A 25555-nucleotide genomic window follows, 5' to 3' on the forward strand; every position below is an offset into this window, starting at 1 on the left:
AAGAAAAAAATTATCACTTAAAGTGATAAAAATATGAACTTTAAGTGTTGACTTTCGGCTTAAAGCCGAATACAATGTAATTAAGGGAAGGGAGGGTGAAAAAATGCTAGCGTCAGAAAATAAAACCATTGTACGAGAATATAGGGAATCCAAGGGTTTAAGTATTAAGGAAGTTTCTAAAGGCGCTAAAATTCCGATCGGCACATTATATGATGTTGAAATTGGGAGAAGGAGTCTCAAAGCCAATAAAGCCAAAAAAATGGCTGATTTTCTTGAAGTTCCGATCGAGAAACTTTTCAGGCCAACATATTATCGTGCAATACCCATCACAGATTGAATTAACCTCATGTTATTGATTACATCTATCTTGTTCATATTCCTACTAAGTGTATTGTAAATGAAATTCGGCAAAAAGACGAAATAATTATGACTAAAGTATATAGTTCTATATTTAGAAAAGTAAAATTCTGAATATTCTGTCCCTTGAAAACTGAATAATCCTAAAGGAGCTGTAAAAAATGGTTTTGAAACGATCGTATCAAACACTACTACTCTTTACGAGTGTACTTTTATTTGTGATGAGCTTCTTGATTCCACTGAATCAAGCCAGTGCGGAGGTAATCAATCGAGAAAGGTATCAGATGGATTGGGCCTATAGTCCGCAGTATGGGAAAGATGTTCGTACAGAGCTTTTAAAGAACGCTAGTGGTCAAATCGCGTATTGTCTGGTATACGGTTTAAAATCCCCAAATGGAGAGGATTTACCAGAAGCAGGCAAAACAGATGATGTATCCTATCGTGTCTTAATGAATGGATACCCACAGAAAACACCAGAAAGTTTAGGTGTTTCTAATTGGCAAGAAGCCCATTACGCAACACAATTAGCTCTTTGGAATGCACTTGGCCAGATTTCCGTTGATGAATTACAGTTCAAAAATGCGGCTGTTCAAAAAGCGGCAAAGAACATTATTCACGCGGCAAATCAAAGCCAGGCTACACAAGATGTCTGGATGAATGTCATTCCAACGGATAAACAAGAAGCACAATTAAACGGTGAATATTTCGAAACAACAACATACAACGTTCAAACAAATGCAAAAAAAGGTACATTTCAAGTACAAATGAACAATGCACCACAAGGCACACGTATTGTCACAGAACAAGGTGAAGTGAAAGAAGCATTCCAACTAGGAGAAAAGTTCCGTATTCAAGTACCAAAATCCTCTAAGAGTAGTGAACTATCTCTAAAAGTCGTTTCAAATCTAACGAATGTTCATGCAATCGTATATAAAGGAACAAGTACGATTCAAGATGCAACTGTATTATTAGAGCGCAGTACAGAACAAATAAGCACAGACTTACAAGTATTCTGGAAAGCAAATGGCGCTTTAAAAGTGATGAAAGTGGATGAAAACCAAAAGCCACTACCAGGCGCAGTATTTGAAATCGCAAACAGCAATCAACAAGTTATGGGAACGATTACAGCTGACAAAAATGGTATCGCTGAAATGGGCAACCTAGAACTTGGCACATACACTGTAAAAGAAGTGAAAGCACCTGTTGGATATGTGTTAGATGCTACACCAAAACCTTTTGAAGTGAAAACGGGTGAAGTTGCTGTTGTTGAAATGAAAAATGTACAAATCAAAGGCAATATTGAAATTAAAAAGGTAAGTGATACAGGCAAGATTCTCCCAGGCGTTGAATTTACAGTATTTACGCCAGAAGGAAAGGCAGTCACAAAAGTAACTACAAATCAAGAAGGGATTGCGAAAGTAAATTCTCTCCCGTTTGGAAAGTATTACTTCCAGGAAACGAAAGGATTAGAAGGTTACTTATTAAATCAAACAAAGTATCCATTTGAAGTAAAAGAGCATAATCAAACACTTACATTCGAAGTGAAAAACGATCAAGTAAAAGGAAATGTACAGCTTGTAAAAGTAGATGAAGATGAGAAAACAAAATTAGAAGGTGCTGTTTTTATCCTAGCTGATGAAAAAGGAAAGAAAATCAGTGAGCATAAGACAGACAAAAACGGGTTAATCAAAATTTATAATATCCCATTTGGAAAGTACCAATTCATTGAAAAGACATCACCAGCGGGCTATGTGCTGGTAAAAGACCCGATTCCGTTTAGCATTACTGAAAACGGGAAAACAATTGAGCTAGTTGCAAAGAATACAAAGATTAAAGGATCAATTGAAATTACAAAAGTAGACGTAGCCGATGGAAACAACAAGCTACCAGGTGCAGAGTTTACGATCTATAACGAGCAAGGCCAGGAAGTCGTGAAAGGAAAAACAAACGAACAAGGCATTGCAAAGTTCGATAAACTCCCAGCAGGAAAGTACACATACAAAGAAACACTTGCGCCACAAGGTTATGTGTCACATGAAGAAACATTCTCCTTTGAAATTAAAGCGGATGGTGAAATTATTAAACACACCGTAAAAAACAAAAAGATTGAAGGTAGCTTAGAAATTACAAAAGTAGACGTAGCCGATGGAAACAACAAGTTACCAGGTGCAGAGTTTACGATCTATAACGAGCAAGGCCAGGAAGTTGTAAAAGGAAAAACAAACGAACAAGGCATTGCAAAGTTTGAGAAATTACCAGCTGGTAAATACACATATAAAGAGACATTCGCACCAGAGGGATATTTAATCAATGAAGAAACATTCTCTTTTGAAATTAAAACAGATGGTGAGATTATCAAACATGTTGTAGCAGATCAGAAAAAAGAAGTTCCACCAACACCAGAAACGCCACAACCAGAGCAACCGGAACAACCACAGCCAGAACAACCAAAACCACAACCAGAGAAGCCACAAACACCACAGGTCATTGAAAAACCTGTACCAACACCAGAGAAACCACAAAACATTGTAAAACAACCACAACCGATGAAAGAACAACCTAAGAAAGTAGAAAGTCATTTACCAACAACAGGCGGCAAAGCTGAAAATCCATATTGGAAATGGATTGGTGTTACATTTGTCGTTCTTGGTAGCATCCTAGCTGTTTACGCATTTAGAAAACGTAAGAATCAAGAAGTTTAAAAAATTCTCAACTGATAAGGGAGGGCGGGATCAAATGTGCATATTTGATGTACATTATCAAATCAATGATAGGAAATATACGAAATCATATTTACTTGCATTGGTGGAAGATGGGTTTCAGTTGCGAAAAAATATCCAACATGTTCTATTCAAAGAGCACCAACAAGAAATCACGATCCTTTCTACAGATTTAGAAGAATTAGATTTAGTAGCTTCATAATGAATGAAACCTCTTAGATGTACAGAATATTTCTATTTAGCGATATAGAAAGATAAAACAATACAGGAGGATTTCTTATGAAACCAATTAAGCATATGCGAAGTAAACGCGGTTTTTATATCGGTCGAGTTCCTCGTACAACACATACACCTTCAACAAATAAGCGTACAGAAGAATGGGCGGGAAGAATGGGAAAAAGCATGATTTTCTCTTCTCTCTTAGTCACGCTAGACCCTTACAAAAAAGCGCGTAAATCATAATATTCATGGGAGGACATTCTTTCACTGAATATCCTCCCCACTTAAAAGGAGGAAGCAGGATGGGAAAACAAGCGTATCAAAATCGTCAAGAATGCTGGGAAACGTTCTGGAAAGAACAAGTAACGGTAAATGGTGAATTAGATATTGAACAAGTGAAGCAAGAACTCTTCAACTATAAAACACTCTTAGATCAAATTAATCAACCTCAAAACGGAATCATGCAACCTCAAATCTTGATTCAATTAGCCGCAGAAGAACGAACACAAAAGCATCGTGAAAAACTTGTAGCCCTTGCATAAGGCCATTTCAAGGATAGAAAGGAAGTGAAGAAGTGGCGCACAGCAAGCTAGACAAAGAAATTGAAAACTTCATAGAAAAGAACTGGAAAATGCTTTTAGGTATAGGAGCTGTTGCATTTGTCTGGTTTTCTAAAGAAAAAATCCTCACAGAATTGATGAAGCTGGTGCCAACTGTAGTCGGTGTGTTTCGTGGGATTGCTTTATTGATCCTGTTGGGAATTGTCATACGGATTGTCTTACGTGGCATCTATTTATACCTAGAAAAGAAGCGGTATCGATACGTATTATTCATTCCGCACATAGATGATGAGGTCACACCAGATAAACTAGGGCAAATGATTCGGCATGTACATGGTTCGGGTCGAAAGCCTTTAGAACGTCTGTTAAAAGGTCGCGATTGGTACCGCATGACGATGTATCGTCCAGAGGGAGAAAATGAGCGTGTTCGCTTTTATGTAGGTGGTCCAGAAGATAAAATCAAACAGGTTGTGCAAGCCATACAAAGCGCCTATACTCACAGTGAAATTTATACCGTCCCAAAGGAAGAAATGCCATTTCCAACAAGGAAAGCGGTAGGAGGACGGATGGTATTAAAGAGAAAGCGGCTAGATGCCACGTTATCACTGGCACGCTATACACGTGATGTATTACCGATGTTAGGAAGTGCAATGGAAGAAAAGACATGGGTTGATGTTGCTTTTACACCAGATAACGGGTATCAGCTGACAAAAGGGATTCGAAAAGCAGAAAAGGCCATTCGAAAGAAGAAAAAGCATGGGCTAGATGCCTTTGAAAAAGAAGAAATTCGCGCATTGAATAAACGTTTTGCAAAAAATGAAGTGGCATTTCAAGTATCTGTTTCATTTGCAAGTGACTATTATCCTGGTGTACCTGTTATTAAGAATTTAGGGCATATGGTAGCAAGTATTATGGCCGATGTGAATGAGCTTAGATACAGAAGGTTAAGACGCAGTATGCCAGCTGTACCACATCCCGTATACGGGAAAATGATATGGACGGGATCAGAGCTATTAAACTTGTTCCATCTTCCTAACGTAACAGGGGATAAAAACAGCAAGACAGAGCGCAACATCTTGTATCTAGATAAAGGAGAAAACATGATACCGAATGATTTATTGGCCGAAGGCATTTCAATTGGCCATGTGATGCATCCCTATATCAAGGATCGATTAGTAAAAATTCGAGAAGATTTTTTCAAGAATCATGGTTACATTACGGGGAAAGTTGGGTCTGGTAAAAGCACCATTGCCATGAGATTGATGCAAAGTGTCATTGATAAATGGCTAGAAAATCCGAATGAAGCGGGTGGATTGTCTCTATTTGATCCAACCGAAGATTTGGCATATGTAGCAATGAATCGACTATTGAAAGCGGAAAAGGATGGGAAAGAAGTGGATTGGAGTAAGGTTCACTTTATCCGTTTTCGAAACACAGATCATCCGCCAGCTTTGAATTTGTTTCATCGTTTTCCAAATGAAGATATCCAAACAGTGGTTGAATCCATTATGGAAATGATTAAGTTAATGATTCAAGGGCAAGCGCAACAAACCGAAAGATTACTAAGAGCGATTATTGGGACGTTACTTTGTGATAAGAGTCAAATTCATACGATTTTAAGTATCCCATTATTCATAAGTGATGAACTGTTTCGAGCAAACGTAATAGCCAATTTACAAGGGCCAGAACAAAAATATTACTCTCACTTTTGGAAATATGAAGTAGGAAGCGCATTAGAAGACAGCACACAGGCAATTTTAAACCGATTAGATATCTTCCGTAATACGTTGTATTTAAAGCGTATGTACGGGCAAACAGGCTTTTCCTTAGAAATTCGGAAGTGGATGGATGAAGGCCACCTTATCTTTTATGATTTAGCGGGCATGGGAAAAGAAGATACATTACTAACAGTCGGTTACATTTGTAATCAATATCACCGTATCGCCCAACAGCGGCCGCATGGTTCAAAACTACATTTAGGCGTAATAGATGAAGCCCATGACGTGCCAGTACCCGTTCTTCCTAAAATTATTGCGAAGGATCGGAAGCATGGATTTGGATTATGGGTGATTACCCAGCAAGTTTCGGGACAGTTAGACAGAGAGCTTACAGACATGTTAACCGAGGCGGGCGGAAATTACTTTGTATGTAGGCAAGGGCATAATTCCGCAAAAACGTTAGAGGGCATTATGCAAAAGCAATTCCGTACAGAGTATTTGCAAAACCTTCCTAACTTAGTTGTAGCGATTCAAACGCAAGATTATATCAGAGGTGAGGCAAAAAATGTGTGGTGTACCATACGTGTTCCACCATTAGACCGATACCTACCAAATGGAAAAGCGGCGAATTATAAAAACGAAAAAGAAATTCATGCATCAAATGAATGGACCAGAGCAAAGATTCATTCTTTAGAGCAACAAAATGGGAAAGCAGGGTTAGAAATCGACAAAGAAATTGATGAGTTTCTATATGGAAAAGGCAAGTATCAACAAGCCGAAAAAGTCAATTTAACAAAAGAAGAACCTGTTGTGACATCGGGGCTAGATGAATTAGAAGAAAAAGCACCTTCAAATGAAGAAGTGAAAGAACCTGTTTCCGAAACAAAGCCAGTTGAACCCACACATCAAGCGCAAATTATCCCATTTCGAAAACAAGCTACCGAAGCGGTAAAAGTGAAAGAAGAAAAACAAGAAGTGAAACAGCCAGAAACACAAACAAAAGAATCAGAAATAGAACTTCCAGAAGAAACGCCGATCATCGAACCATCAAAAAGTGAGAATGAAATGGAGGCAGTTATGAAAGGAGAAAAAAGCATTTTCGATATGTGGGAAAAGGAGTAGAGACTATGTGCAGTATGTTGTTATTGGAAGAAGACCAAAACTTACTCATGGATATACACAATCACATCTATGTTGATATGGAGTATATAACAGAAAAAGTATATCCGAACCATAAGAAAAAATCAGTATACTACCGTTTGAATCGTTTGGTACAAGAAAAATATTTAAAAAATGAATTACTTCCCATACCTGTTTCAAGAAACCAGGTTCGTAAATCTGGAAGACCGCAAAACGTATATACGCTTGCGGCAAAGGGAGTAGAAACAGTTTGTGGATTAAGAGGGAGTGTACATTGGAAAAGTAGTTGGTCCCAACGTTCGGCATCCTTTGTGTATCACAGTTTAATGTTAGCAAAGATTGAATGTGCCATGACATTAATATCGAAGAGAGAAGAAAGATTGGAACTAAAGGAATGGATTAACGAACCGCGGGCCACATTCCAATATGCAAAAGGAAAAAATCGCGTCATACGCCCAGACGGGGTTGCGGTAATTGGATTAAAAGAAGCGATTGATAAAAACATTGGTGTATTCATGGAAATGGAACGTTCTTACGGATCAAAAGAAGTATTAGAAAAAAAGATCATCCGTTATAACGATTTCATGACACAAGAAGGAAAAAAGGCAGACTATCGGACACATGCTGGTATGGGATATGAAATACCGATATGGCGCCTGGTATTTGTTGCAGGTAGTGAAAGTAGGGAAAAAGAATTGATTCGCTACTTAAAAGGGGTAAGCAGTCCAGAAATTCCAGTTTATATCACACTGTTTCAAGATATATTGCAAGACCCATTCGGGAATATTTATCGGAATATTTATCGGAATATTCAAAATCCAAATGAGAAAGTGAGGTTCTAAGAATGTGTTTCGGTTTATTTTATCGATAAGCGCCAGTATTTTTCTGTTAGTTGTCTTTTCAGATTGGTTATTTGAAAGAGTACCAGGATCACGAGAAGCCTGGGAAGCGGTGAAAAGTAAAGTGGTGGAAATTTACTATACGCAAGGATGGGAAGGTGTCTTGCTTTTCTTCCTGGTCGTAGTGGGAATATGGAAGATGGTCGATCATAAGGGGGGCTAAAAGGTGCCATATCCTAGTCTAATATCTTCACATGGAAATCCCATTTTGGTAGGTATTGTTATCAGTATCGTCATGTTTGTGTTAATAGGGTATGCAATTTACACAAAAAAATGGGAGATGTTCATTTTCTGTTTCTTAGTATGGATGATTCTTTTCATGAAAGTAGTTTTTCCAAATGAAATAGCGGATATTGCATCTAAGTTGGCGGATCATCATTTTGGATAGATAAAAAGTAAAAAAATGAGGGGGAGACGGACGATGTTTACACATAAAAACACCTATGAAAGAGGAAATGTGGGAGAAGTTGAAGCTCAATTTTTAGTGGAAATCTATGAAGGAATGGGTTGTGAGGAAGTACATGAGATTTGTTTATCTCAAACAGATGTATATATGCAGAAGTTTTATCTCATGGAAAACGGAAAAATTATCGAAATAGAAATTGGATTAGATACAGATGAATTGGAATGGAAGTGTGATGGGATAGAGCTTACAAAAGAAAAAGCCATGTTAGAAATTGAGCGTGAAATCAGCTGTTATAACATGTTCGAGCAAGCAAGGATAGACAAAGGGTGGATGTTCAAAGAAAAAGCACAAAAGTTCCTTACAGTTTTAGGAGAAAAGGAGAGTGCATGATGGACGGATTGGAAGGTTTGGAGTTTGTTAGGGAGTTTCGGGCTACAGATGGGGCGTCCTTTGAAGTGGGGAGGGATGAAAACAAACGGTATGTAGTCCATGCTAGATTTCCCTATATCACAGGCAGTCAAACGAAACTCAACAATTTTATCAATTATGCAAGAAATGAAATAAAAGATGAATTAACCGCGGTTGGCATGGCTTCATTCGCTTGTGATTGCTACGAACGATCTTTACGCCAGTACCGAAATTGAATGGGGGATGAATATGTTTCAAAAGGTGAAACAGTGGTTTGCAAAAACATTTGAAAGTAAACAAGGGAAGGCAAGGAAAGCGACAAAGATTCCATCCTATAAAGGCCGCTTAATTGGAAAATGGGCCTTTTGGCTCCTGTTTTGTTGGATGCTCATTGTATCCGTCACAACCGTAGTAAAAGGAAAGGGAGATACACAAGCAAAGGCCAGCACTACTCCAAAGGAAGTTACGCAAAAACAAAACCTTGCCTCACGTCCAGAAGCAATTGAATTTGCGCGCGGATTCGCAAAGGAATACTTTACATGGCAAAGAGGGGATGAAGGCAAGAAGAAGCGTTCAGAGCGCTTACATCCCTATATACCGAAAACATTTGATCCGCAAGTTGGTTTAGATTTTGTAAGTATGCAATGGGATTCCAATTTTCTATACGCAACTGTATTAAGAGTAGATGAGGTTACAGATAAAGAAGCAAACGTAATTTTTAAAGTGAAATACAAATTAAGCCGCATGAAAGCAGATAACAGCGGGCCAGAGGATAAGGAGGTGATCCAGCAAGTGTCAGTTCCTGTTCAATCAGATGGAAAGGCTTTTGTGATTAGTGGATTCCCTCAAATTGTCAAGGTGAATGAAAAAGCAGAAGTAACAGAAGAAAAAGAAGGAAAAGAACGAGAGGAAATTCATGAAATCACTGTAAAAGAAGACATTCGAGAATTTTTGCCAACCTTTTTTAAATCCTATACGACCGCAACACAAAAAGAGCTCGCGTATGTTTTGGCCAATACAGATATTAAAGGGTTAGAAGGAGCCATGAAATTTGAAAATGTACTTTCCTCGAAGATTTATCCAGGAAAAACAAAAGGCACATATGAGGTACAAACAGAGGTGTCTATGATTGATCCACATTCTGAATCGAAAATGAAAACAAGTTATACGTTGTTTGTAAAACAAGATGGAAAGCAATGGATCGTAACAGACTTAAAAACAAAATAGGAGAGGGGCATGTATATGTTCAATATAAATCATTTTGTGTTAGGAATCGGGTTAGAAGGATTTTTCGAAATGATGAAGACACAAGGAACATACGCGTTATATTGTGCGTTTATCATTGTTATCCTGATCGTAGCGGCAAAGCGCGCATGGGGAAAAGCGATTACGTTAATTGTTGGCGGCGGGATTGTTGTATTCTTCATTAACAAACCAGATGCATTAAAAACAATCGGAACGTGGTTAGGCGGATTGTTTGGCGTCTAAGTAAGGGATGGAAAGGAAGAGGGCTACATGAAAGAAAAAGAATCAAAATCTATCATTGTCTATTGTTTCGGAAGCTATATGAACTATATGCGAAGACAGTACGAAATTATGGGATATCGTCTTCCGCGTGCGGTTACATGGAGGGCACTTGGTTATTTTGCGGCGGTAGAAGCGGGGCTTGTAGCCTTCCGCTTCCTTCCTCCCTTTAAATGGATATTTGGGGATATGATCGATCAAGTTTGGCTCATGTATTATGGTGTGATTCCTCTTTTCCTCGTATGGGGAGCAGATAAATATAAAACGGATGGAAAATCACTTTTCTCTTTTGTTCGGTCCTGGATCACATTTCGTTTACGGAAGCATCAAAGTAGTCGCTTGGTGAATGTACCCAAACTTAAAAAACATGTGTTTTATGGTCATGTATGTGTACAACATGACGTCAAAGATTTACCAATCGTACATTCATTCAGTGAAGAAGAGAACGACATACACGCTTATGATGTAACATTTTTACCCCAAAAGGAGGAAGTTGAATATGTTGAAAAAGATGAACAGACCACCATTAAAGCACGTTGAAAAGAATTTAGCGTTTAGTACAGACGGAAAAGTATCCGCAGTGTATGAAGTAGACGGATTTGAATACGATCATCAAGACGAAAGTACAAAAAAAGTATATTATCGCAATCAACTCGCTCTATTTACCCATCAAGAATATGATATCCACTTGCTTGTGATTCCTCGTACAACAAATTCAGATGAAATTCTGGATGAACATATTTCCACTTTAAAAGGGCCAATGGCCCCAACAGGACGCTTTCTTTTTAAAAAGGTAAAAGAATACTTACGAAATGCGGCCATTGCGAAAGAGAACATGGAATATCGCTTTTTCGTTTTAGTACAACTGAATATGGAACAGAAAGAAAGACAAATTCGTAATCCTGTCGTAGAAACATGGAAGTTTATGAAGAAGGTTAGAGAAGGATTTGCAGAGACAGCCCAAAACATATCGGGTATGAATGTGACGGATATTTTAGAAGAGGAAATTGAAAATTATTTAGAAGTAGAAGACGTGTTATTTAGCCAGGTTAGAGGGGCCTTTCATAATACAAGACGTGCGAAACCGTCAACAACGCGCTTTTTATTCCATCATAACTTCAAACGTGGCATGAAAGAACTGAATCGGGATCAAAACTGGAAAGTAGGTTCTACAGTTACCTTGAAAAATGAAGAAGGAAAGGCGGTAAAAGTACGTCGGCCAGATTTACAAGAAATGGTGCACTTAACGGATACGGTGATTGATGAAAGCCCAGGGCGCTCTCTGATACTCGAAAGACAAAATGAAGAAGGGGAAATGGAAACCTCTCATGTTGCTTTTCTTGCGGTGAAAGATATGCCCGAAATATCGGCTTTTCCTGGTGGAGAGTGGATTTATCGCATTCAATCTCATTCATTAAAGTTTCCTGTTGAAATGAGTATTCGAGCGTATCATTTAGAAAACCAGATGGTTACCCAAAAACTTTCGAACAGTGAACTGGAATTAAACGATCAACGCCAACAAGCAATGGTAGGCGGTCGTACAACAGATTTAACAATTGATCGTAAAGCAAGAGGCGTCAAAATTGTAAAAGATCGATTTGAAACAACGGGAGCACCTGGATATGAACTAAGTGTACTGTTTTGTGTATATGCAGAAGATGCGAAAACATTAAAATCACGCGTCAATACGCTGATTACAGAATATCGCAAAATGAAAATTGAATTGGTCAATCCATATGGAGAACAATTAGCATACTTCTACGAGTTCTTACCAGGCTCTAAACGTTATAATACGGACTTTAAGTTATTTGTGGAACCAGGCGTACTTGCAATGGGCATGTTCGGGGCCACAACGCAAATTGGTGACAATCAAGGTTTTTACATTGGAAAGACAAAGAAATTAAATCGTCCTGTTTTTGTTCGTCCAGAACTAGCGGCGAAAGCATTAGATAACATTGTAACAGCGTTTGAGAGTTTATCAGTTATGTTTGCGGGGCAAACAGGGAAAGGAAAATCCTTCTTGATGAATTTACTCGCTTTCTGGATTGTGATGAGTGGGGGAAGGGCATTTATAATCGATCCTAAAGGGGACCGCACAAGGTGGCCAGAATTATTGCCAGGGTTCAATGAGGATACCTTGCAAGTATGGACGCTTGGGAAGGATAAAAAGGATGCGGGCTGTTTAGACCCATTCCGAATCAGTGCAACAATAGAAGATGCAAAGAGTTTAGCACTTGAAATTTTAACGTTCCTATCGGATGTAGGATTAGAAGATATCCGATATGACTATTTATATAAAGCGATTGAACGAGTAGCGAAAAAGGAAGACGCATGTTTAACTTTGGTTCGTAAAGAACTAGAGGAAATGAAGAAAGAACCTAACTTATTGCCAACTGAATTAGAACGATTAAACGCTCTTACAAATCGTTTAGCAACCTTAGAAGGCATCCAGCTAGGAGATTTATTGTTTGGTAGACCAGGCCAAGATTACCGCGTATTAAGCCTAGAACGCCCGTTACAAGTATTACAAATTCAACATTTACGCATTCCGAAATCAGAGGAAAAGAATGAAAGTGTTACAGACAAATTATCTCGTAGTATCTTAATTGCATTAGCGGCATTTGGTAAATCCTTAATGCATTCCGATCGTAGTATTTTCAAAGTATACCTACAAGATGAGGCATCAAGTATTTTGAAAAATAAAGAGGGTGCGGCGTCTTCTGACAAAATCATTCGAGAAGGACGTTATCACAATATCGGATTGTATTTAGGAACACAAAACGCATCCGATTATCAATCCGAAAACAAAGAGGTTGCCAATGTGGGTATGAAGTTCTGTTTTGCGCTGAAATACGATAAGGAAGCGGAAGAAATGTTGCGTTACTATAACTTACCGGTCACAGAAGAAAATATCTTAATGTTACGCCAGTTACGACGCGGCGAAGCCTTATTCCAGGATATTTTTGGCCGAACTGCGGTTGTAGAAATTGATCCTGTTTTCCAAGAATTAAAGACTGCATTTGATTCCTCTACGAAAACAGACGAAGAACGCGCACAACAATTGGCGTAATTCGTATTACAATACAGATAAGAGTATTCTAAATTATCTGTATATGGAGGATGGAACGATGAAAAAATTACGTATGTTATCTGGATTATGTGTAGCAGGAATGTTGATGGTAACGGGGGTTTCGGGTTGCTCAAATGAAACGAAAAGTAATGCAAATCAACAAGAAAGTCAGAAAGAGCGTGATATGAAAGAATCAGATAAAGCCGCAGTTGCTTATTTAAAGGCTTATATTGAAATGGACCGAAAAAAATTAAATGAACTACAGTACAAAAAATATGATTTTGGAGAGGATCGAGTAAAAAATCCAGACATTAGTAAAGAAATGAAAGAGCGCTACGATTTGTATAGATATGATTTACAAGAGGGTGAGGATGAATTTTATTACAGAATAAAATTTTATGATCCTGTAGAAAAGGCTCAAATGGGGTTATACCTCCGAATGGTTAAAGATAAAAAGGATAATAAGTGGAAAAATTATGAATGGGCATGGGATTCAACAAATAGTCTTAATTCAATTGTAGGAGATGTTAAACCTGTACATGTCCATAAATGGGGGCAAAAGGAATGAAAAAACTTTTCTCTATTTGTATGATTCTTGCATTCTTCTTACTACCGTTAGGGTCCCATGTGGCCCTAGCGGAAGATACAAAAACAGAAGAAAAACAGGAACAAAAAGGAGCGCGAATCTCTGAAAATCTATTTAGTGGGTACACAGATGGGATTTACAAAGATAAGTATTACGAAATCGACACATATCAACCAAAGGAAGAAGATAAGAACGTGTTTCAAAAAGTTGGTGGATACTTATTTGGTGATGATAGTGTAGGAAAAGACTTACAAAGAATGTTGTATACAACATGTCAATGGCTTGCCAATATGGCGTTTCAGTTAAATGTAATTCTTGGCCAGTTAACAATTTTTTTAGTCGATCAAGCATTGAACCTGGATATTGTAGATACCGTAGCGGATAAATTAGGTGCGGCTATGCAAAATATCGCTGGTATTGGAAAAGGCGGTTTTTCATCTTCTGGACTATTCCCAGCAATTATCGGCATTGCTTGTGTGTTATCGGCTTGTTATGCGGGCTATATTTTCTTTATTAAGCGTCAGCCCTCAAAAGGTTTAAGTGAGTTAGTGAAAACGGTTTTGGTTATCGCTTTTATTGTTACGTACATTGGAAATGCAGGTACGATTTTAAAGAGTGCAAATACGATTAGTTCTGAAATTAGTGTAACGGTATTAGCAAAAGCAACAGGAACGGTTGCAGGTGATCCAGGACGTTCCAAAGCGGATGCAATCTTTTCAGTGAAAAAGCAGATTTGGGATTTGTTAGTTGAACGACCATATTTGTTTCTACAGTATGGGGAAGATTCAAAAGAAAAATTGGGAGCTAAACGAGTAGATGAATTATTGGCAAAAGCGCCAGGTGAAGATCGTATAAAAATAGTACAAAAAGAGGTAAAGGATCAAGGAAACCAAATGATGATTATTTCCTCTGTAGGAGAGCGCCTTGTATTTACAGTCATGTATTATGTCGTGAATACATTCGCAGGTGTTCCAGTAATTGCGTTTTGTTTATTGATTGTAGCATTCCAATTATGGTTCCTTGTCATGAGTATTATCTCACCAATCGTTATGGCGGTGGCTCTATTGCCAGGACACCGCAGAGTCATTGAAAGCTGGGCTTCACAATGGATTCGCCCATTGGCATTAAAAATATTTATGTCTGGTATGCTTGTTATCATCTTTACGGTGGCAGAATTACTATATGTATTGCCAGAAGCGGGCGTTGCAGGGTATGTATCTACAATGATTTTCCAAATTCTTGTTTTTGTTCTTTGCTACCTGTTTAGAGGAAATATTGTTGCGGCCTTTAGTCGAGCACGTGGCGTGTATGAGACAGTTACAAATATATCTCTTATGACTGAAAACTTTGTAGATAAAGGAAAAGAGTACGCTGGAAACACAATGTCTTATATTGGAGACAAAATGGGAGCACATTTTAACAGCGCGGCTGAATTAGCGGCGGCAGGCGGCCAGTTAGAAAATGCTGGGACAGATGACGAAAAGACAAAAGCCAACCCGTTAGTGCAAGCGAATATACCGAATGATTTACCAAATAATCAAACGGATCAAGAAAAAGAAGAGAATAAAAAGAAAGGAAATCTTATTTCTTTACAGGATCGTGATAAAGAAGGGAATTTACCACAGCAGGAAGAGGAAGGGAAAGAACAAACGACACCAGGTGAAGAAGAGGCACCAATGCAACAAGACCTTATCAGCTTAGATAAGGAAGCATTAGAACAAGAAATGGAAGAACAACAAGAAGGAGCAGAGGTAGAAGAGTCAGAAATGGAGGTTCAACCAGAGCTTGTATCTTTAGAAGATGAGGAAATCCCAACAGGGGAAGAAACACAAGCTGGTATGGAGGCTTATGAAGAAATTCAAACAGAAGTACCAGAACAAGCAGTACCATTAGAAGAAATTCCGACTGATATAGAAGTACATGAAGATGTACAAACAGAAGTACCAGAACAAGAGGTACCATTAGAAGAGGTTTCAACTGATATGGAAGCATATGAAGAAATCCAAACAGAGGTACCAGAACAAGAAATGCCACTAGAAGAAGTTTCAAGTGATATGGAGGCATATGAAGAGATTCAAACAGAAGTACCAACACAAGAACTTCCATTAGAGGAAGTGTCACCAGATCATGAAACATTTGAAGAAATCCCATCCGATATCCCACAACAAGAAATTTCAACAGAAGAAATTCCGATGGATATTTCAAGAGAAGAAATACAACCAGAACAGGAAACTTCAACAAATATTCCACAACAAGAAATTTCAACGCCAATTGAAACAGAGGCAAATGAACCTTTAATACCAGATACAATTCGTGCAGATGTAAATGAGGAAGGTGTCATTGTACCTCATACACCAGAAACAACAAGTGCAGATATTCCAGATGCTATTCCTGCAGAAGTAAATGAGTCTGGGGAGATTGTTGCAAAAAAACCTAATATAGATGTCGAGTCAACTGTACAAGAAACAAATTCTTCTGACTCATTTATCCCAACGGAATCCATTTCCCCTACTGATTTAACACGAGTAAATGAGAAAGAAGTAAGCAAAAATGAACCGATTCAAGGAGAAGCGGAAACAATCGATACACCAGATATACAATATGGAGCTGTAGCCGCGGGAAGTGAAAATTGGATGCCTTCTAATGATCCGCAAAACTTAGATAACTTAGATGATTTGGAGCCACAAAAAAAAGATGAGTAGAGTCCTAGACTTTTAGGACTTTACTATTTTTTTACGAAAAAAGGAGCGATATAGCTATGAAACACTGGGGATTAACGTGTATGAAAATGGTGAGTATCAGTATTTTTCTCTGTATTGGGTGTTTAGGGTGGATGAACATAATCATTCTTTTCATACAGAGAGAATGGCCGACAGATTTATTAGGATGGATTGGTTTAGGGTTACTTATCTGGTATACGCTCATTCTTTTAACTCTCCAAATTATCCATAATGAGTTACGTTGCCCTATTGATGACAGGGCCAAACTAGCCTTTTTTATCTGGTTTGTAGGAATCGGTCATTTTGGATTATTAGACTTTATACAAAACCAGCAATCTACTCTTTTAACGTTACTATTTCATGTTTTAGCGATGATACCTATTCTTTTGGCCCTTACATATGGGCTGATTGTTCGAAAGTATTCCAATCAATCTTGATACATGTTGTAAGGGGGGAGGGATGATATGAGACCAGAAATAAAAGAAGTTGTAGATAAAACGGTACAAGAAGAGATTGCACAAGAACAAAAAAAGAAGAAGAAAAAGAAATCCTGGTTACTGACATTTCTTTTTGGGAGTTCTACTTTCACGATAGGATTGTTCGTCTGTATTGGATTTCTTTTATTTATTGTTTTAGGGCAAGGCATTGGCAAAAAAGAAGAGGAAGCACCAGCAACCATCCCAAGTAATGGAATGACGGTTTGTCGGCCAGGTGGAAAAACAGTGGCACCAGAAGAATTACAGCCCCATTTAGGCGGCGTTTTTACAGGGAAAGCACAAGCCTTTTTAAATGCAGGAACACAAAACCAAATCGATCCCGTTTTACTAGCGGCCATTGCAAGATTGGAAACGGGTAACGGTACTTCTAATGCAGTAAAGAACTATAACAACCCTGGGGGCCTCATGGACCCTAGCAGTTCGCAAATGAAAGGGTTTATGAAGTTTGCCACTTTAGATGAAGGAATCAACGCTATGGCCCGAAACTTATATAAAAACTATATCGGTATGGGGATAACAACCATAGAAGCAATTGGAGCGAAATATGCACCGCCAGGAGCCGCAAATGATCCGCATGGTACAAATGGTTTATGGCCTGTATTAGTAACAAAGTTTGTGGCGCAAATGGGCGGCCTTACTTTTAATTGTGAAGCGGGAAAGCCAGGCGGCGTTGTAGATACTGGATCAGCAAGCTCACAAGGGTTTATTCGTCCTATCGCTCAAACAACGATTACAAGCCCATTTGGGCCACGCTGGGGCACTATTCATAAAGGTATTGATTATTCTTGCCAAGACGGTGTCACACCAATTGCCGCGTCGAAAGGTGGCGTTGTAGAGTGGGCGAAATTTGGCGCTTCCGGTTCGGGGTTTGGCGGATATGGAAACGTAGTTGTAATCAATCATGGGAATGGATATTGGAGTTTATACGGTCATATGTCGTCCATTACTGTACAGGAAGGTCAAAACATTGGAGTCGGTCAACAGGTAGGTGTTTGCGGAAGAACAGGGCAAGTAACAGGGCCACATCTTCACTTTGAGATCAAAACATCTTTGACGTTTGGTCAAGTCGACCCAGCACCTTATTTGCCGAAATAAGCGGAAAGAAAGGGAGGATTAGGGATGAAACAGGGAATCGTTGGTTTAATCATAGTTGTACTAGTGGGTATCAGTGTATGGTTATGGAATCAAAATCGCACCTTACAGCATAAAGTCGAGCAAACGGAAAAGAAATGGACGGAACAAGTAAAAGAGCTAAAAACAGAGAATCGAGCATTGGAAAAGCGCGTAACAGTTTTAACAGGAAATACCCAAGAGAAAGGGCAAGAAGTAGCAAAACAGTTTGTAGAGCTGTTAATACAGAATGATAACAAGCAAAAAGAAAAGCCAGGATTTGAAAAGATCAAAGAAATGATAACAGGAGAAGCACGAAACAAATTATTAAATGCGCCAGAGGATGCACATAACCATATAGAAGATGATGGGTCTATGCACATTCAAACGAAAGCAAAGATAACGGATATGTATTACATTAAAACCGCTGATAATAAAGCAGACGTAACGGTTAAATATAATTATCTTGTAACAGTTGATGGAACAGAACAACAAGAAAAACACACTATGAAATTAAATTTACTATTAGAAGGTGAGAAATGGTTTGTAGAAAATTATGAGTTCCAAATCAATACAGGAATTGAAGGACCATAAGGAAAGGAATGAAGGGAGTTGGTGAATCAAAATGTATTGCATCATATCGGGTATGAAGTATTGCAAGAAACGTTTGTATTGATTCGAAATGTCTTTTCCTATTCAAATCAAGATGAATACAGTGTGACATATGTACGAGAAATTGCGGATGCCTTGCATAATATCCCGCATTCGATTCAGAAACAGCATGATACATTTTTAGAATTTGAGTTTAAATTGTTAGAAGAAACATTAATGCAAATGGATTTTGGAAAGGTTGCTATACAAAACATTCCCTATTTTAGAATGTATGCGGCACGTGTACAGCAATTGTTACAGAAGCGTTATGAAGGGGTTTAATCGAGTGGAAATGAGGCGATAAAAAATGATCGTATTGGGAATTGGGCTGTCAGTTTTGCTGATAGCCTTTTTGTTTATCCAGGTGTATCCGTTTCACGAACAAAAGTTAGAACAAAGAAAATATGACGAATATGGAATCTGGATCATTATTTGTACAGGGATATGCCTCTATATTTCATATCATTTTTTACAGGAAAATATGTGGCAATGGGGAGTGAAAATCGCTGGTGCAACCTTTTTTACAGGATTTTCAATTGGATGCGTTGGAAAACAATGCATATATGATTTTCAGCATAAAAAGTTTCCATTCCAGAAAAAATGACGCTTCAAATTTGCTTGTAATTGATTTTGAAGAAACTGTTAATACATTTGGTATTGAATAAGATTGTACTCTTTATTGGGCCTTTTAAGTGGTTTAAATGAGTTTTTAGAGGAAAAGGGGTGTGGGGATGCTTTTTTTTAAGGTTATTGCATATATTTTGCTAAGTATAGGAGTTTGTACACTTGTTTTGGCAGGAATAGCCGCTATTGTAAAGAAACAAATGATAATCGCAAATATAAACCTATTATTGGCCATGTATTATTTTTGTTCGGGAAGCCTTCTGTATTTGTGCACGTTATGGGAAACACAAGATATTTTCCTACAAGCCTTTTTGATTTTAATTGTAGGAATTGCGATCGTCCGATTAAGAAAAAGCTGGTATATACCGCAAATGCGTACCCATCTTCAAAAATTACAGGAGCAAGCGACAAATAAGAATGATCTGTGAGGAAATTCAAGGGGAAAAGGAGTGGAGAAATCTTGATACATCAATATGAATTGAACTTTTCAGTGATGTATAGTGGAAAGGTAACAGGCTCACAATCTGCAATTATTCCAGCAAGTTCTTTAGAAGAAGCAAATGAGAAATTACAGTCAGAAGTAAAGCGGCGATTAGGAAAATGTAGAATAAAAATTAATACAACAAGTTTATGTGTTTCAGAGAACAAACGATATACAATTGGATGAATTAAGGGGAGGAGTCTTGCAATTAGCAAGGCTTTTTTATTTGAAATGATTAAAAATTTTATTGAAAAAGTCTTATAAAAGAACGTAAGTTCGTTTAAAATAAGAACTAATGTTCTTTTTGGAGGGATGACAGTGTATGACTATTCAATATTGCCGAATCGAATTGTTTTATGTGTAGACCTTCGTAGCTTTTACGCTTCGGTCAGTTGCATCAAGATGGGATTAGACCCACTTCAAACCAAGTTAGCTGTAGTCGGTGATGTTAAAAGGAATGGCTCAATTGTTTTGGCTGCAACTCCACCATTAAAAGCGTTAGGAGTAAAGAAAATGGCAAGATTGTATGAAATCCCGCGTCGTAAAGACATTCTTGTCGTAAATCCGATTATGGGAACTTACATCAAATGCTCAAATTACATCACTAAATTGGCTCTACAATACGTTCCTATTGAGGATTTCCACCAATACAGTATCGATGAATTTTTCATGGATATTACGGATAGTATTCATTTGTTTGCTAATGATCCATACGAATTTGCATTGAAGTTCAAGCGTGAGATTTATGAGCATACACGTATTGAATGTACGATTGGTATTGGTCCTAATCCTTTGATGAGCAAAGTAGCTTTAGATGTGGAAGCGAAGAAAACGAAAGATTGTATTGCATATTGGAAGTACGAAGATGTGCCTATAAAATTATGGCCAATACGACCACTCAGTAAGTTTTGGGGGATATCAGGTAAAACAGAAGCAAAGTTAAACCGAAAAGGAATACATTCAATCGGAGACCTGGCGCAATACCCACTCAAATACTTAAAACAAAGCTTCGGGGTTATTGGTGAAGAATTACACTTACATAGCAACGGTATTGATTTCAGCCGTATTTCAGAAAAATACGTTCCTGCTACAACTTCTATTGGTAAAAGCCAAATACTCATGCGTGATTACACTATAGAAGAGTTTTCGATTATCCTTCTGGAACATATAGAGGAAGTTTGCTATCGATTGAGAAGGCAAAATAAACTGGCTCAAACACTCCATTTTTCTATTGGATACAGTAAAAATTACGCTGGTGGTTTCAAAAAAACTCACACTATGAACCGACCAACCAATTTAACAATGGATATTTATCATAGTTGTACATATTTTTTACATGAGTTATATACTGGGGAGCCAATTAGATCCATCAATGTTTCTTTAACTAACTTAATTAATGAAGGTGAAGAACAAATCTCTCTTTTTGACAATGTAATACAACGAGAAAAAGAAATGAAATTAACGAAGGTAATGGATGAAATACGCACTAAGTTTGGTAAAAACAGCATACTAAGAGGAATTTCGTATACAAATAGTGCTACAACAAGATACAGAAATACATTGTTAGGAGGACATAAATTGTGAATAACACTAATATGCCAAAAGGAAGAGGAATGGTCAAATGGCAAGGATTTGCCGCGATTCCGGAGCAGTTTGCTGGTATCCATGAAATTGTTAAAGAAAAGATGAAAGTAGAACGACCGATATTAACCCAGGATGAAAAAGAACTTATAGAGAACCTATTATTATGTTCATTGCTTTCTGAAGAAGAAATATTAATTACATATTTTGAAGACGGCCATCTACTTACTAGTTATATGACTGTAACTGATATTGATCCGTTAAATAGTACTGTAATATGTACGGATGCTTTTTATAACAAAAATATTCTTAAATTCATTGATATTATTGATGTTAAATAAGTAAAGGGGGGAACTTTGAGAATAAAATGGACATAAGCTCATCTGTTAAAAATACAGATAATGGAAATTAGATGCGATTTCGAGAAAATCATATCATTACTTTTGGGAACGACAACTATATTGGGTTTTATCAGTCAATGGGTGAAGATATAGTGTCATAGAAAAAAGAACTTGTAGTGATTCCTACAAGTTCTTTTTGTTTTTTTGATACAGTGACCCCTTATTACAAAACTTAGGCAATAAAGAAGGGGGTATACATTTTAATTTGGAAGGGGAGTGGTATAATTAATGAAGGTAAAAATTAGAAAATAGTGATCTGATATTAATTGTGAATAGACAAGGGAGAGAATACATTGATTAAAAAAATCACCTTAAAAAACGCCGCTACTTATAATCAATCGGGTACTTATTTGGATGATTTGAAAAAGATAAATTTCATTTATGGTAATAATGGTGCGGGTAAAACAACAATCTCAGAGTTTATTCGAATAGAAAAAAATTTTCCCGATTGTACATTGGAATGGGAAGATAAAAAGATAACTACATATGTTTATAACCGTAACTTTGTAAACGAAAATTTTGGTTTAGATAATCCAATCAAGGGAATATTTACACTTGGCAAGGAATCAGTGGAACTACAGTCTAAAATTAAAGATTTAAAGGATAGAATAAAGGCACACGAGATTGAAATTAAAAAATCAGATGAAAATTATAATATAAAAAATGAAGAAAAAACTGCATTAGAGAATGAATTTATAGAGCAGTGTTGGAAGATAAAAAATGACATAGAAGGTGAATTTAAAGATTTAATTGAAGGTTATCGTGGATCTCGAAAAAAGTTTATGATTAAATGCTTAGAGGAATCTACAAATACACATAGAGAACTAAAGTCAATTGATGACATAAGATCAAATAAGGAATCTCTATTTGATCGTCCAGTAGAGAAGGTAATACATTATAGTAATTTAAACTTTGAAAATGAACTAGAAGGTAATGAAATTTTTGAACTGAAAATTTTGGGTAAAGAAGATGTTGATATTGCAGGTTTAATTACTAGGCTAAATATTAGTGATTGGGTTCAACAAGGATACCCCCTAATTAATAAAACAGATGGAGTATGTCCGTTTTGTCAACGAGATCTTCCAAATGAATTTGAGGAAAAGTTGAATAGTTATTTTGACCAAACTTATATGCAACAAATGAAAAATTTGGAGGATATTTCAGATAAGTATATACGTAGTATGCAAGAGATAATAAGTCGAATTGATGAGTTAGCTATTAATGGTGAAGAAATATTCCTAAATAAAGAGAAAATAAACCAAACATTGAACCTAATAAAAGCAAAATATGAAGAAAATACACTTTTGATTGAACAAAAAAGGAAAGAACCAAGTAGGAGTATAGAGATTAATAAGCTATCAGATTTTGTAGCAGAATTAAATCAGGAAATCTCAAATGCAAATAAAAAAATTGATGAATATAATAATGCGATTGAAAACATAAAATCCGAGAAGCAAAATTTAGCAAATGATATGTGGCGTTATATTATTGAACAAAATAAAACGAACACCGCACAATTTAATCAGAAAACAGATCGTGTAGAAAGAGCTTTGTTAGGATTGAAACAGGCTAAAGAAAAAAAAGAACGGTATAAACGGAATCTTGAGCAAGAGTTGTTACAGCATCAAGAACAGGTCACAAGTGTGGAGTATTCTGTAAGTGAGATAAATAAAATTCTTATCTCTTTTGGATTTTCAAACTTCAAACTAGCGGCCTCCACTGAAAAAGGTTTTTACACAATCGTTCGTGAAAACGGGGAAGACGTTAAAGATACTTTGAGTGAAGGAGAAAGGACTTTTATCACTTTCTTATATTTTTACCAACTTTTAAATGGAAGTAATCGTAAAGATGATATTGTGATGGACAAAGTGGTTGTTATTGATGACCCTATTTCCAGCTTGGATAGCAATGTTTTATTTATGGTAAGTAGCTTGGTTAGACAGATAATGCTTGATATTAAAGAAGGTGCATCTGATATTAAACAAATATTTATTTTGACTCACAATATATATTTTCATAAAGAGATTACGTTCAATCAAGGTAAAAAGAGCTTCGGGGAAGGGGGCTTTTGGATTGTAAGAAAAAATAATAATATATCTTACATTCAGAAATACGAAAAAAACCCAATTAAAACATCGTATGAATTACTTTGGCAAGAGTTAAAAAACAAAGAAAATCGAAGTTTAATCTCCATTCAAAATGTTATGCGCAGAATACTAGAAAACTATTTTAAGTTTTTCGGTAATATTAACATTGATGAATTAGAAAATAAATTTGAACTTGAAGAAAAGCTGATATGTCGTTCTTTAATCTCTTGGATAAATGATGGATCACATTATATTAGTGAAGACTTGTATGTAGAAAATAATGAAGATATAGTACATAGGTATTTTGATGTTTTCAAAAAGATATTTATTCAGGAAGGTCATGGTGCTCATTTTGAGATGATGCTAGGTGATTATCAAAATGAATCCCCAATACTAAACAGCAACCTTGAAGACAACGAAGCTATAAGTCTAGATGAAATACATTCTGGAATAGCACAGGTGGCAAGTAGTGAGGAATAAAACTATAAAGAATAAAGCGAAAAGAACTGAATATAGAGCAACTGATTTTGTTAAATATATTGCAAAAGTTTGTAATGAAACCATAGAAATAGAGTCCTAATAATAAAGGACTCTATTTCTATGGTTATTTCACATACGCTTTTCAATCAATTGAATTTGAAAAATGTCATTATCTGTAATACCAAGCACTTTCATTTCTTCTTTAAACGAGCGCCAGGGTTCTACTTTAATGGATTTTGTACTTTTATCCCGCAATGTATATTCTCTTATATAATATGATGTTTGTTTTTTATTATTTTTCATTGTAATTCCACCTATGTATTAATAATAGAACATTTTACCAAATGAGTGTATATTTTAATAATGTAAATACTAGAAATTTGATTAGGAAAGAAGTTGATATTTTATGCCAAATTGTGACTGGGGTAGACCTTGTGATTGTTTAGACTGTAGAACAAAACGATTTCCTATAGTATGTACTCATTGCGGTTTTGAAAATATACTTAGAGTGGTGGGGAGCTCTGAATATAAGATGGGTAGAAAAGGACTGGGAGATTATGAATTTACTCATCCAGGAGGAACAAAAGATTTAAGTTGTTACCATTGTTCAACAGTCATACCAAGAGTTCGATACTATGATGATTATGATGAAGAAGCTTGTAAAAGTAGTTTAGAGCTATATAAAAATAAATTAAATGGCCTTATTTGTAGTGCTTGTAATGCAATAGAAGGTGATCTCAAAGGTATTTCTTTTGTTACATTAAAAAAACTACATAATAAACTTTACTGTCAAAATTGTATAGTGGAAGTTGGGAAAAATCAAATCCCCGATCCTTCAAATGAAAGTGAAAAATATAATTTTAATGGAAATACTTTAAAGTGGGAATTAGATAAAGTACGTATCGAGTGCCCTTCTTGTCATAGAAAAAGGTGGCTAAATGCAGAAAATCGTTGGAGAAAGCAATGTAAGCCCTGTTATTATGCTAAATCATAAATTAAATCTAAGGGAAGCACCTTACTATGACAAAAGGTGTTTCCCTTTAGTTTGTACCTTATGATTTATAGGCTTGTTTTGCTAATATTTATGTATTTGTTAATCACTTCAAATTAAAAGTAGAGTGTCTATAGTGACAATTATTAAGGATTTTATTAATGAAATCTCCCCTGTTATTATCCTTCTCTTTTTCTTGCTGTTGGAATGAATTAAAACGTTGTGTCGCTTCCTCCATTGTAGGTATCGAAGGAAGTATTCCTTTTGCTAAGCCCACAGATTGTGGCTCCTTTCTTGATTGGAATGAATTAAAACGTTGTGTTGC

Annotated in this window: 30 protein-coding genes; 28 read left to right on the forward strand and 2 right to left on the reverse strand. The window is 36.7% G+C overall.

Annotated elements, in window-relative coordinates; translation table 11 throughout:
* Positions 1-103: 103 nt before the first annotated feature.
* The 27 genes from ACTFSL_RS27535 to ACTFSL_RS27665 all read left to right on the forward strand — a co-directional run bounded on the left by ACTFSL_RS27535 (position 104) and on the right by ACTFSL_RS27665 (position 24239).
* Positions 104-337 (forward strand): helix-turn-helix domain-containing protein, encoded by a 234-nt coding sequence (locus tag ACTFSL_RS27535; RefSeq protein ID WP_000881124.1) that lies wholly within the window; start codon positions 104-106, stop codon positions 335-337.
* A 181-nt stretch (positions 338-518) separates the two neighbouring features.
* On the forward strand, positions 519-3059 hold the full coding sequence (locus ACTFSL_RS27540; RefSeq protein ID WP_440042736.1) for a SpaA isopeptide-forming pilin-related protein: 2541 nt from the start codon (positions 519-521) through the stop codon (positions 3057-3059).
* Positions 3060-3093: 34 nt separating this feature from the next.
* The gene (locus ACTFSL_RS27545) at positions 3094-3279 is read left to right on the forward strand and encodes a hypothetical protein (protein WP_000334852.1); all 186 of its coding nucleotides are present in this window, start codon (positions 3094-3096) and stop codon (positions 3277-3279) included.
* A gap of 77 nt (positions 3280-3356) precedes the next feature.
* A complete protein-coding gene (locus tag ACTFSL_RS27550; RefSeq protein ID WP_440042738.1) occupies positions 3357-3539 on the forward strand; it encodes a hypothetical protein in 183 nt (60 codons plus the stop codon).
* Between the two features lie 59 nt (positions 3540-3598).
* Entirely contained in the window at positions 3599-3838 is a 240-nt protein-coding gene (locus ACTFSL_RS27555) for a hypothetical protein (RefSeq protein WP_000517906.1), read from the forward strand.
* A 32-nt stretch (positions 3839-3870) separates the two neighbouring features.
* Positions 3871-6696: an ATP-binding protein gene (locus ACTFSL_RS27560; RefSeq protein WP_440042740.1), complete on the forward strand. Its 2826-nt coding sequence runs from the start codon at positions 3871-3873 to the stop codon at positions 6694-6696.
* A gap of 5 nt (positions 6697-6701) precedes the next feature.
* Positions 6702-7556 (forward strand): replication-relaxation family protein, encoded by an 855-nt coding sequence (locus tag ACTFSL_RS27565; RefSeq protein WP_440042741.1) that lies wholly within the window; start codon positions 6702-6704, stop codon positions 7554-7556.
* A 4-nt stretch (positions 7557-7560) separates the two neighbouring features.
* Positions 7561-7776, forward strand: a complete 216-nt coding sequence (locus ACTFSL_RS27570) for a hypothetical protein (RefSeq protein ID WP_000488222.1) — start codon at positions 7561-7563, stop codon at positions 7774-7776.
* A 3-nt stretch (positions 7777-7779) separates the two neighbouring features.
* Entirely contained in the window at positions 7780-8001 is a 222-nt protein-coding gene (locus ACTFSL_RS27575; protein ID WP_440042742.1) for a hypothetical protein, read from the forward strand.
* A gap of 33 nt (positions 8002-8034) precedes the next feature.
* Entirely contained in the window at positions 8035-8409 is a 375-nt protein-coding gene (locus ACTFSL_RS27580; RefSeq protein ID WP_440042743.1) for a hypothetical protein, read from the forward strand.
* Positions 8406-8663: a hypothetical protein gene (locus ACTFSL_RS27585; protein ID WP_440042744.1), complete on the forward strand. Its 258-nt coding sequence runs from the start codon at positions 8406-8408 to the stop codon at positions 8661-8663. The genes ACTFSL_RS27580 and ACTFSL_RS27585 overlap by 4 nt, the downstream gene beginning before the upstream one ends.
* 13 nt (positions 8664-8676) lie before the next feature.
* Entirely contained in the window at positions 8677-9654 is a 978-nt protein-coding gene (locus ACTFSL_RS27590; protein ID WP_440042745.1) for a conjugal transfer protein, read from the forward strand.
* Positions 9655-9663: 9 nt separating this feature from the next.
* Positions 9664-9915, forward strand: a complete 252-nt coding sequence (locus tag ACTFSL_RS27595) for a TcpD family membrane protein (protein WP_000281809.1) — start codon at positions 9664-9666, stop codon at positions 9913-9915.
* Positions 9916-9942: 27 nt separating this feature from the next.
* Positions 9943-10491, forward strand: a complete 549-nt coding sequence (locus ACTFSL_RS27600) for a TcpE family conjugal transfer membrane protein (protein ID WP_000659657.1) — start codon at positions 9943-9945, stop codon at positions 10489-10491.
* On the forward strand, positions 10451-13021 hold the full coding sequence (locus tag ACTFSL_RS27605) for an ATP-binding protein (protein WP_320483822.1): 2571 nt from the start codon (positions 10451-10453) through the stop codon (positions 13019-13021). The genes ACTFSL_RS27600 and ACTFSL_RS27605 overlap by 41 nt, the downstream gene beginning before the upstream one ends.
* Positions 13022-13079: 58 nt before the next feature.
* A complete protein-coding gene (locus ACTFSL_RS27610) occupies positions 13080-13589 on the forward strand; it encodes a hypothetical protein (RefSeq protein ID WP_440042746.1) in 510 nt (169 codons plus the stop codon).
* Complete coding sequence (locus tag ACTFSL_RS27615) at positions 13586-16309, forward strand: CD3337/EF1877 family mobilome membrane protein (protein WP_440042747.1); 2724 nt, start codon at positions 13586-13588, stop codon at positions 16307-16309. Before ACTFSL_RS27610 ends, ACTFSL_RS27615 begins: the two co-directional genes overlap by 4 nt.
* Before the next feature lie 56 nt (positions 16310-16365).
* Entirely contained in the window at positions 16366-16764 is a 399-nt protein-coding gene (locus ACTFSL_RS27620; RefSeq protein ID WP_440042749.1) for a hypothetical protein, read from the forward strand.
* Positions 16765-16791: 27 nt separating this feature from the next.
* Positions 16792-17919, forward strand: a complete 1128-nt coding sequence (locus ACTFSL_RS27625) for a peptidoglycan DD-metalloendopeptidase family protein (protein WP_070180414.1) — start codon at positions 16792-16794, stop codon at positions 17917-17919.
* A gap of 24 nt (positions 17920-17943) precedes the next feature.
* Positions 17944-18528 (forward strand): hypothetical protein, encoded by a 585-nt coding sequence (locus tag ACTFSL_RS27630; protein WP_440042751.1) that lies wholly within the window; start codon positions 17944-17946, stop codon positions 18526-18528.
* Positions 18529-18546: 18 nt separating this feature from the next.
* Positions 18547-18867: a hypothetical protein gene (locus tag ACTFSL_RS27635; RefSeq protein ID WP_440042753.1), complete on the forward strand. Its 321-nt coding sequence runs from the start codon at positions 18547-18549 to the stop codon at positions 18865-18867.
* 25 nt (positions 18868-18892) lie between these two features.
* Positions 18893-19189 carry a hypothetical protein gene (locus ACTFSL_RS27640; protein ID WP_440042755.1) on the forward strand — a complete coding sequence of 99 codons (297 nt, stop codon included), beginning with the start codon at positions 18893-18895 and terminating at the stop codon, positions 19187-19189.
* A gap of 127 nt (positions 19190-19316) precedes the next feature.
* A complete protein-coding gene (locus tag ACTFSL_RS27645) occupies positions 19317-19637 on the forward strand; it encodes a hypothetical protein (RefSeq protein WP_440042756.1) in 321 nt (106 codons plus the stop codon).
* A gap of 32 nt (positions 19638-19669) precedes the next feature.
* Positions 19670-19876 (forward strand): hypothetical protein, encoded by a 207-nt coding sequence (locus ACTFSL_RS27650; protein ID WP_440042758.1) that lies wholly within the window; start codon positions 19670-19672, stop codon positions 19874-19876.
* A gap of 132 nt (positions 19877-20008) precedes the next feature.
* Positions 20009-21274, forward strand: coding sequence for a Y-family DNA polymerase (locus ACTFSL_RS27655; protein ID WP_440042760.1), 1266 nt, complete (start codon positions 20009-20011; stop codon positions 21272-21274).
* Positions 21271-21612, forward strand: a complete 342-nt coding sequence (locus ACTFSL_RS27660) for a YolD-like family protein (RefSeq protein ID WP_440042761.1) — start codon at positions 21271-21273, stop codon at positions 21610-21612. The genes ACTFSL_RS27655 and ACTFSL_RS27660 overlap by 4 nt, the downstream gene beginning before the upstream one ends.
* Positions 21613-21965: 353 nt before the next feature.
* Positions 21966-24239 (forward strand): AAA family ATPase, encoded by a 2274-nt coding sequence (locus tag ACTFSL_RS27665; RefSeq protein ID WP_440042763.1) that lies wholly within the window; start codon positions 21966-21968, stop codon positions 24237-24239.
* Positions 24240-24368: 129 nt separating this feature from the next.
* Here the strand turns inward: ACTFSL_RS27665 and ACTFSL_RS27670 are convergent, their stop codons facing one another.
* Positions 24369-24542, reverse strand: coding sequence for a hypothetical protein (locus tag ACTFSL_RS27670; protein ID WP_440042764.1), 174 nt, complete (start codon positions 24540-24542; stop codon positions 24369-24371).
* A 229-nt stretch (positions 24543-24771) separates the two neighbouring features.
* On the opposite strand from ACTFSL_RS27670, the gene ACTFSL_RS27675 reads away from it, so the two are divergent.
* Complete coding sequence (locus tag ACTFSL_RS27675) at positions 24772-25233, forward strand: hypothetical protein (RefSeq protein WP_440042765.1); 462 nt, start codon at positions 24772-24774, stop codon at positions 25231-25233.
* 103 nt (positions 25234-25336) lie between these two features.
* On the opposite strand, the gene ACTFSL_RS27680 is transcribed toward ACTFSL_RS27675, so the two are convergent.
* A partial coding sequence (locus ACTFSL_RS27680) for a hypothetical protein (protein ID WP_440042766.1) occupies positions 25337-25555 on the reverse strand: 219 nt, incomplete at its 5' end.

The sequence above is a fragment of the Bacillus cereus group sp. MYBK108-1 genome (assembly GCF_051917185.1).
GTDB classification, from domain to species: domain Bacteria; phylum Bacillota; class Bacilli; order Bacillales; family Bacillaceae_G; genus Bacillus_A; species Bacillus_A cereus.

What these genes read in the sequence shown, in the direction of transcription:
- ACTFSL_RS27535 (WP_000881124.1), top strand. Translation starts at nt 104, where the DNA reads ATGCTAGCGTCAGAAAATAAAACCATTGTACGAGAATATAGGGAATCC.
- ACTFSL_RS27540 (WP_440042736.1), top strand. Translation starts at nt 519, where the DNA reads ATGGTTTTGAAACGATCGTATCAAACACTACTACTCTTTACGAGTGTA.
- ACTFSL_RS27545 (WP_000334852.1), top strand. Translation starts at nt 3,094, where the DNA reads ATGTGCATATTTGATGTACATTATCAAATCAATGATAGGAAATATACG.
- ACTFSL_RS27550 (WP_440042738.1), top strand. Translation starts at nt 3,357, where the DNA reads ATGAAACCAATTAAGCATATGCGAAGTAAACGCGGTTTTTATATCGGT.
- ACTFSL_RS27555 (WP_000517906.1), top strand. Translation starts at nt 3,599, where the DNA reads ATGGGAAAACAAGCGTATCAAAATCGTCAAGAATGCTGGGAAACGTTC.
- ACTFSL_RS27565 (WP_440042741.1), top strand. Translation starts at nt 6,702, where the DNA reads ATGTGCAGTATGTTGTTATTGGAAGAAGACCAAAACTTACTCATGGAT.
- ACTFSL_RS27580 (WP_440042743.1), top strand. Translation starts at nt 8,035, where the DNA reads ATGTTTACACATAAAAACACCTATGAAAGAGGAAATGTGGGAGAAGTT.
- ACTFSL_RS27585 (WP_440042744.1), top strand. Translation starts at nt 8,406, where the DNA reads ATGATGGACGGATTGGAAGGTTTGGAGTTTGTTAGGGAGTTTCGGGCT.
- ACTFSL_RS27590 (WP_440042745.1), top strand. Translation starts at nt 8,677, where the DNA reads ATGTTTCAAAAGGTGAAACAGTGGTTTGCAAAAACATTTGAAAGTAAA.
- ACTFSL_RS27595 (WP_000281809.1), top strand. Translation starts at nt 9,664, where the DNA reads ATGTATATGTTCAATATAAATCATTTTGTGTTAGGAATCGGGTTAGAA.
- ACTFSL_RS27600 (WP_000659657.1), top strand. Translation starts at nt 9,943, where the DNA reads ATGAAAGAAAAAGAATCAAAATCTATCATTGTCTATTGTTTCGGAAGC.
- ACTFSL_RS27605 (WP_320483822.1), top strand. Translation starts at nt 10,451, where the DNA reads ATGTTGAAAAAGATGAACAGACCACCATTAAAGCACGTTGAAAAGAAT.
- ACTFSL_RS27610 (WP_440042746.1), top strand. Translation starts at nt 13,080, where the DNA reads ATGAAAAAATTACGTATGTTATCTGGATTATGTGTAGCAGGAATGTTG.
- ACTFSL_RS27615 (WP_440042747.1), top strand. Translation starts at nt 13,586, where the DNA reads ATGAAAAAACTTTTCTCTATTTGTATGATTCTTGCATTCTTCTTACTA.
- ACTFSL_RS27620 (WP_440042749.1), top strand. Translation starts at nt 16,366, where the DNA reads ATGAAACACTGGGGATTAACGTGTATGAAAATGGTGAGTATCAGTATT.
- ACTFSL_RS27625 (WP_070180414.1), top strand. Translation starts at nt 16,792, where the DNA reads ATGAGACCAGAAATAAAAGAAGTTGTAGATAAAACGGTACAAGAAGAG.
- ACTFSL_RS27630 (WP_440042751.1), top strand. Translation starts at nt 17,944, where the DNA reads ATGAAACAGGGAATCGTTGGTTTAATCATAGTTGTACTAGTGGGTATC.
- ACTFSL_RS27640 (WP_440042755.1), top strand. Translation starts at nt 18,893, where the DNA reads ATGATCGTATTGGGAATTGGGCTGTCAGTTTTGCTGATAGCCTTTTTG.
- ACTFSL_RS27645 (WP_440042756.1), top strand. Translation starts at nt 19,317, where the DNA reads ATGCTTTTTTTTAAGGTTATTGCATATATTTTGCTAAGTATAGGAGTT.
- ACTFSL_RS27670 (WP_440042764.1), bottom strand. Translation starts at nt 24,542, where the DNA reads ATGAAAAATAATAAAAAACAAACATCATATTATATAAGAGAATATACA.
- ACTFSL_RS27675 (WP_440042765.1), top strand. Translation starts at nt 24,772, where the DNA reads ATGGGTAGAAAAGGACTGGGAGATTATGAATTTACTCATCCAGGAGGA.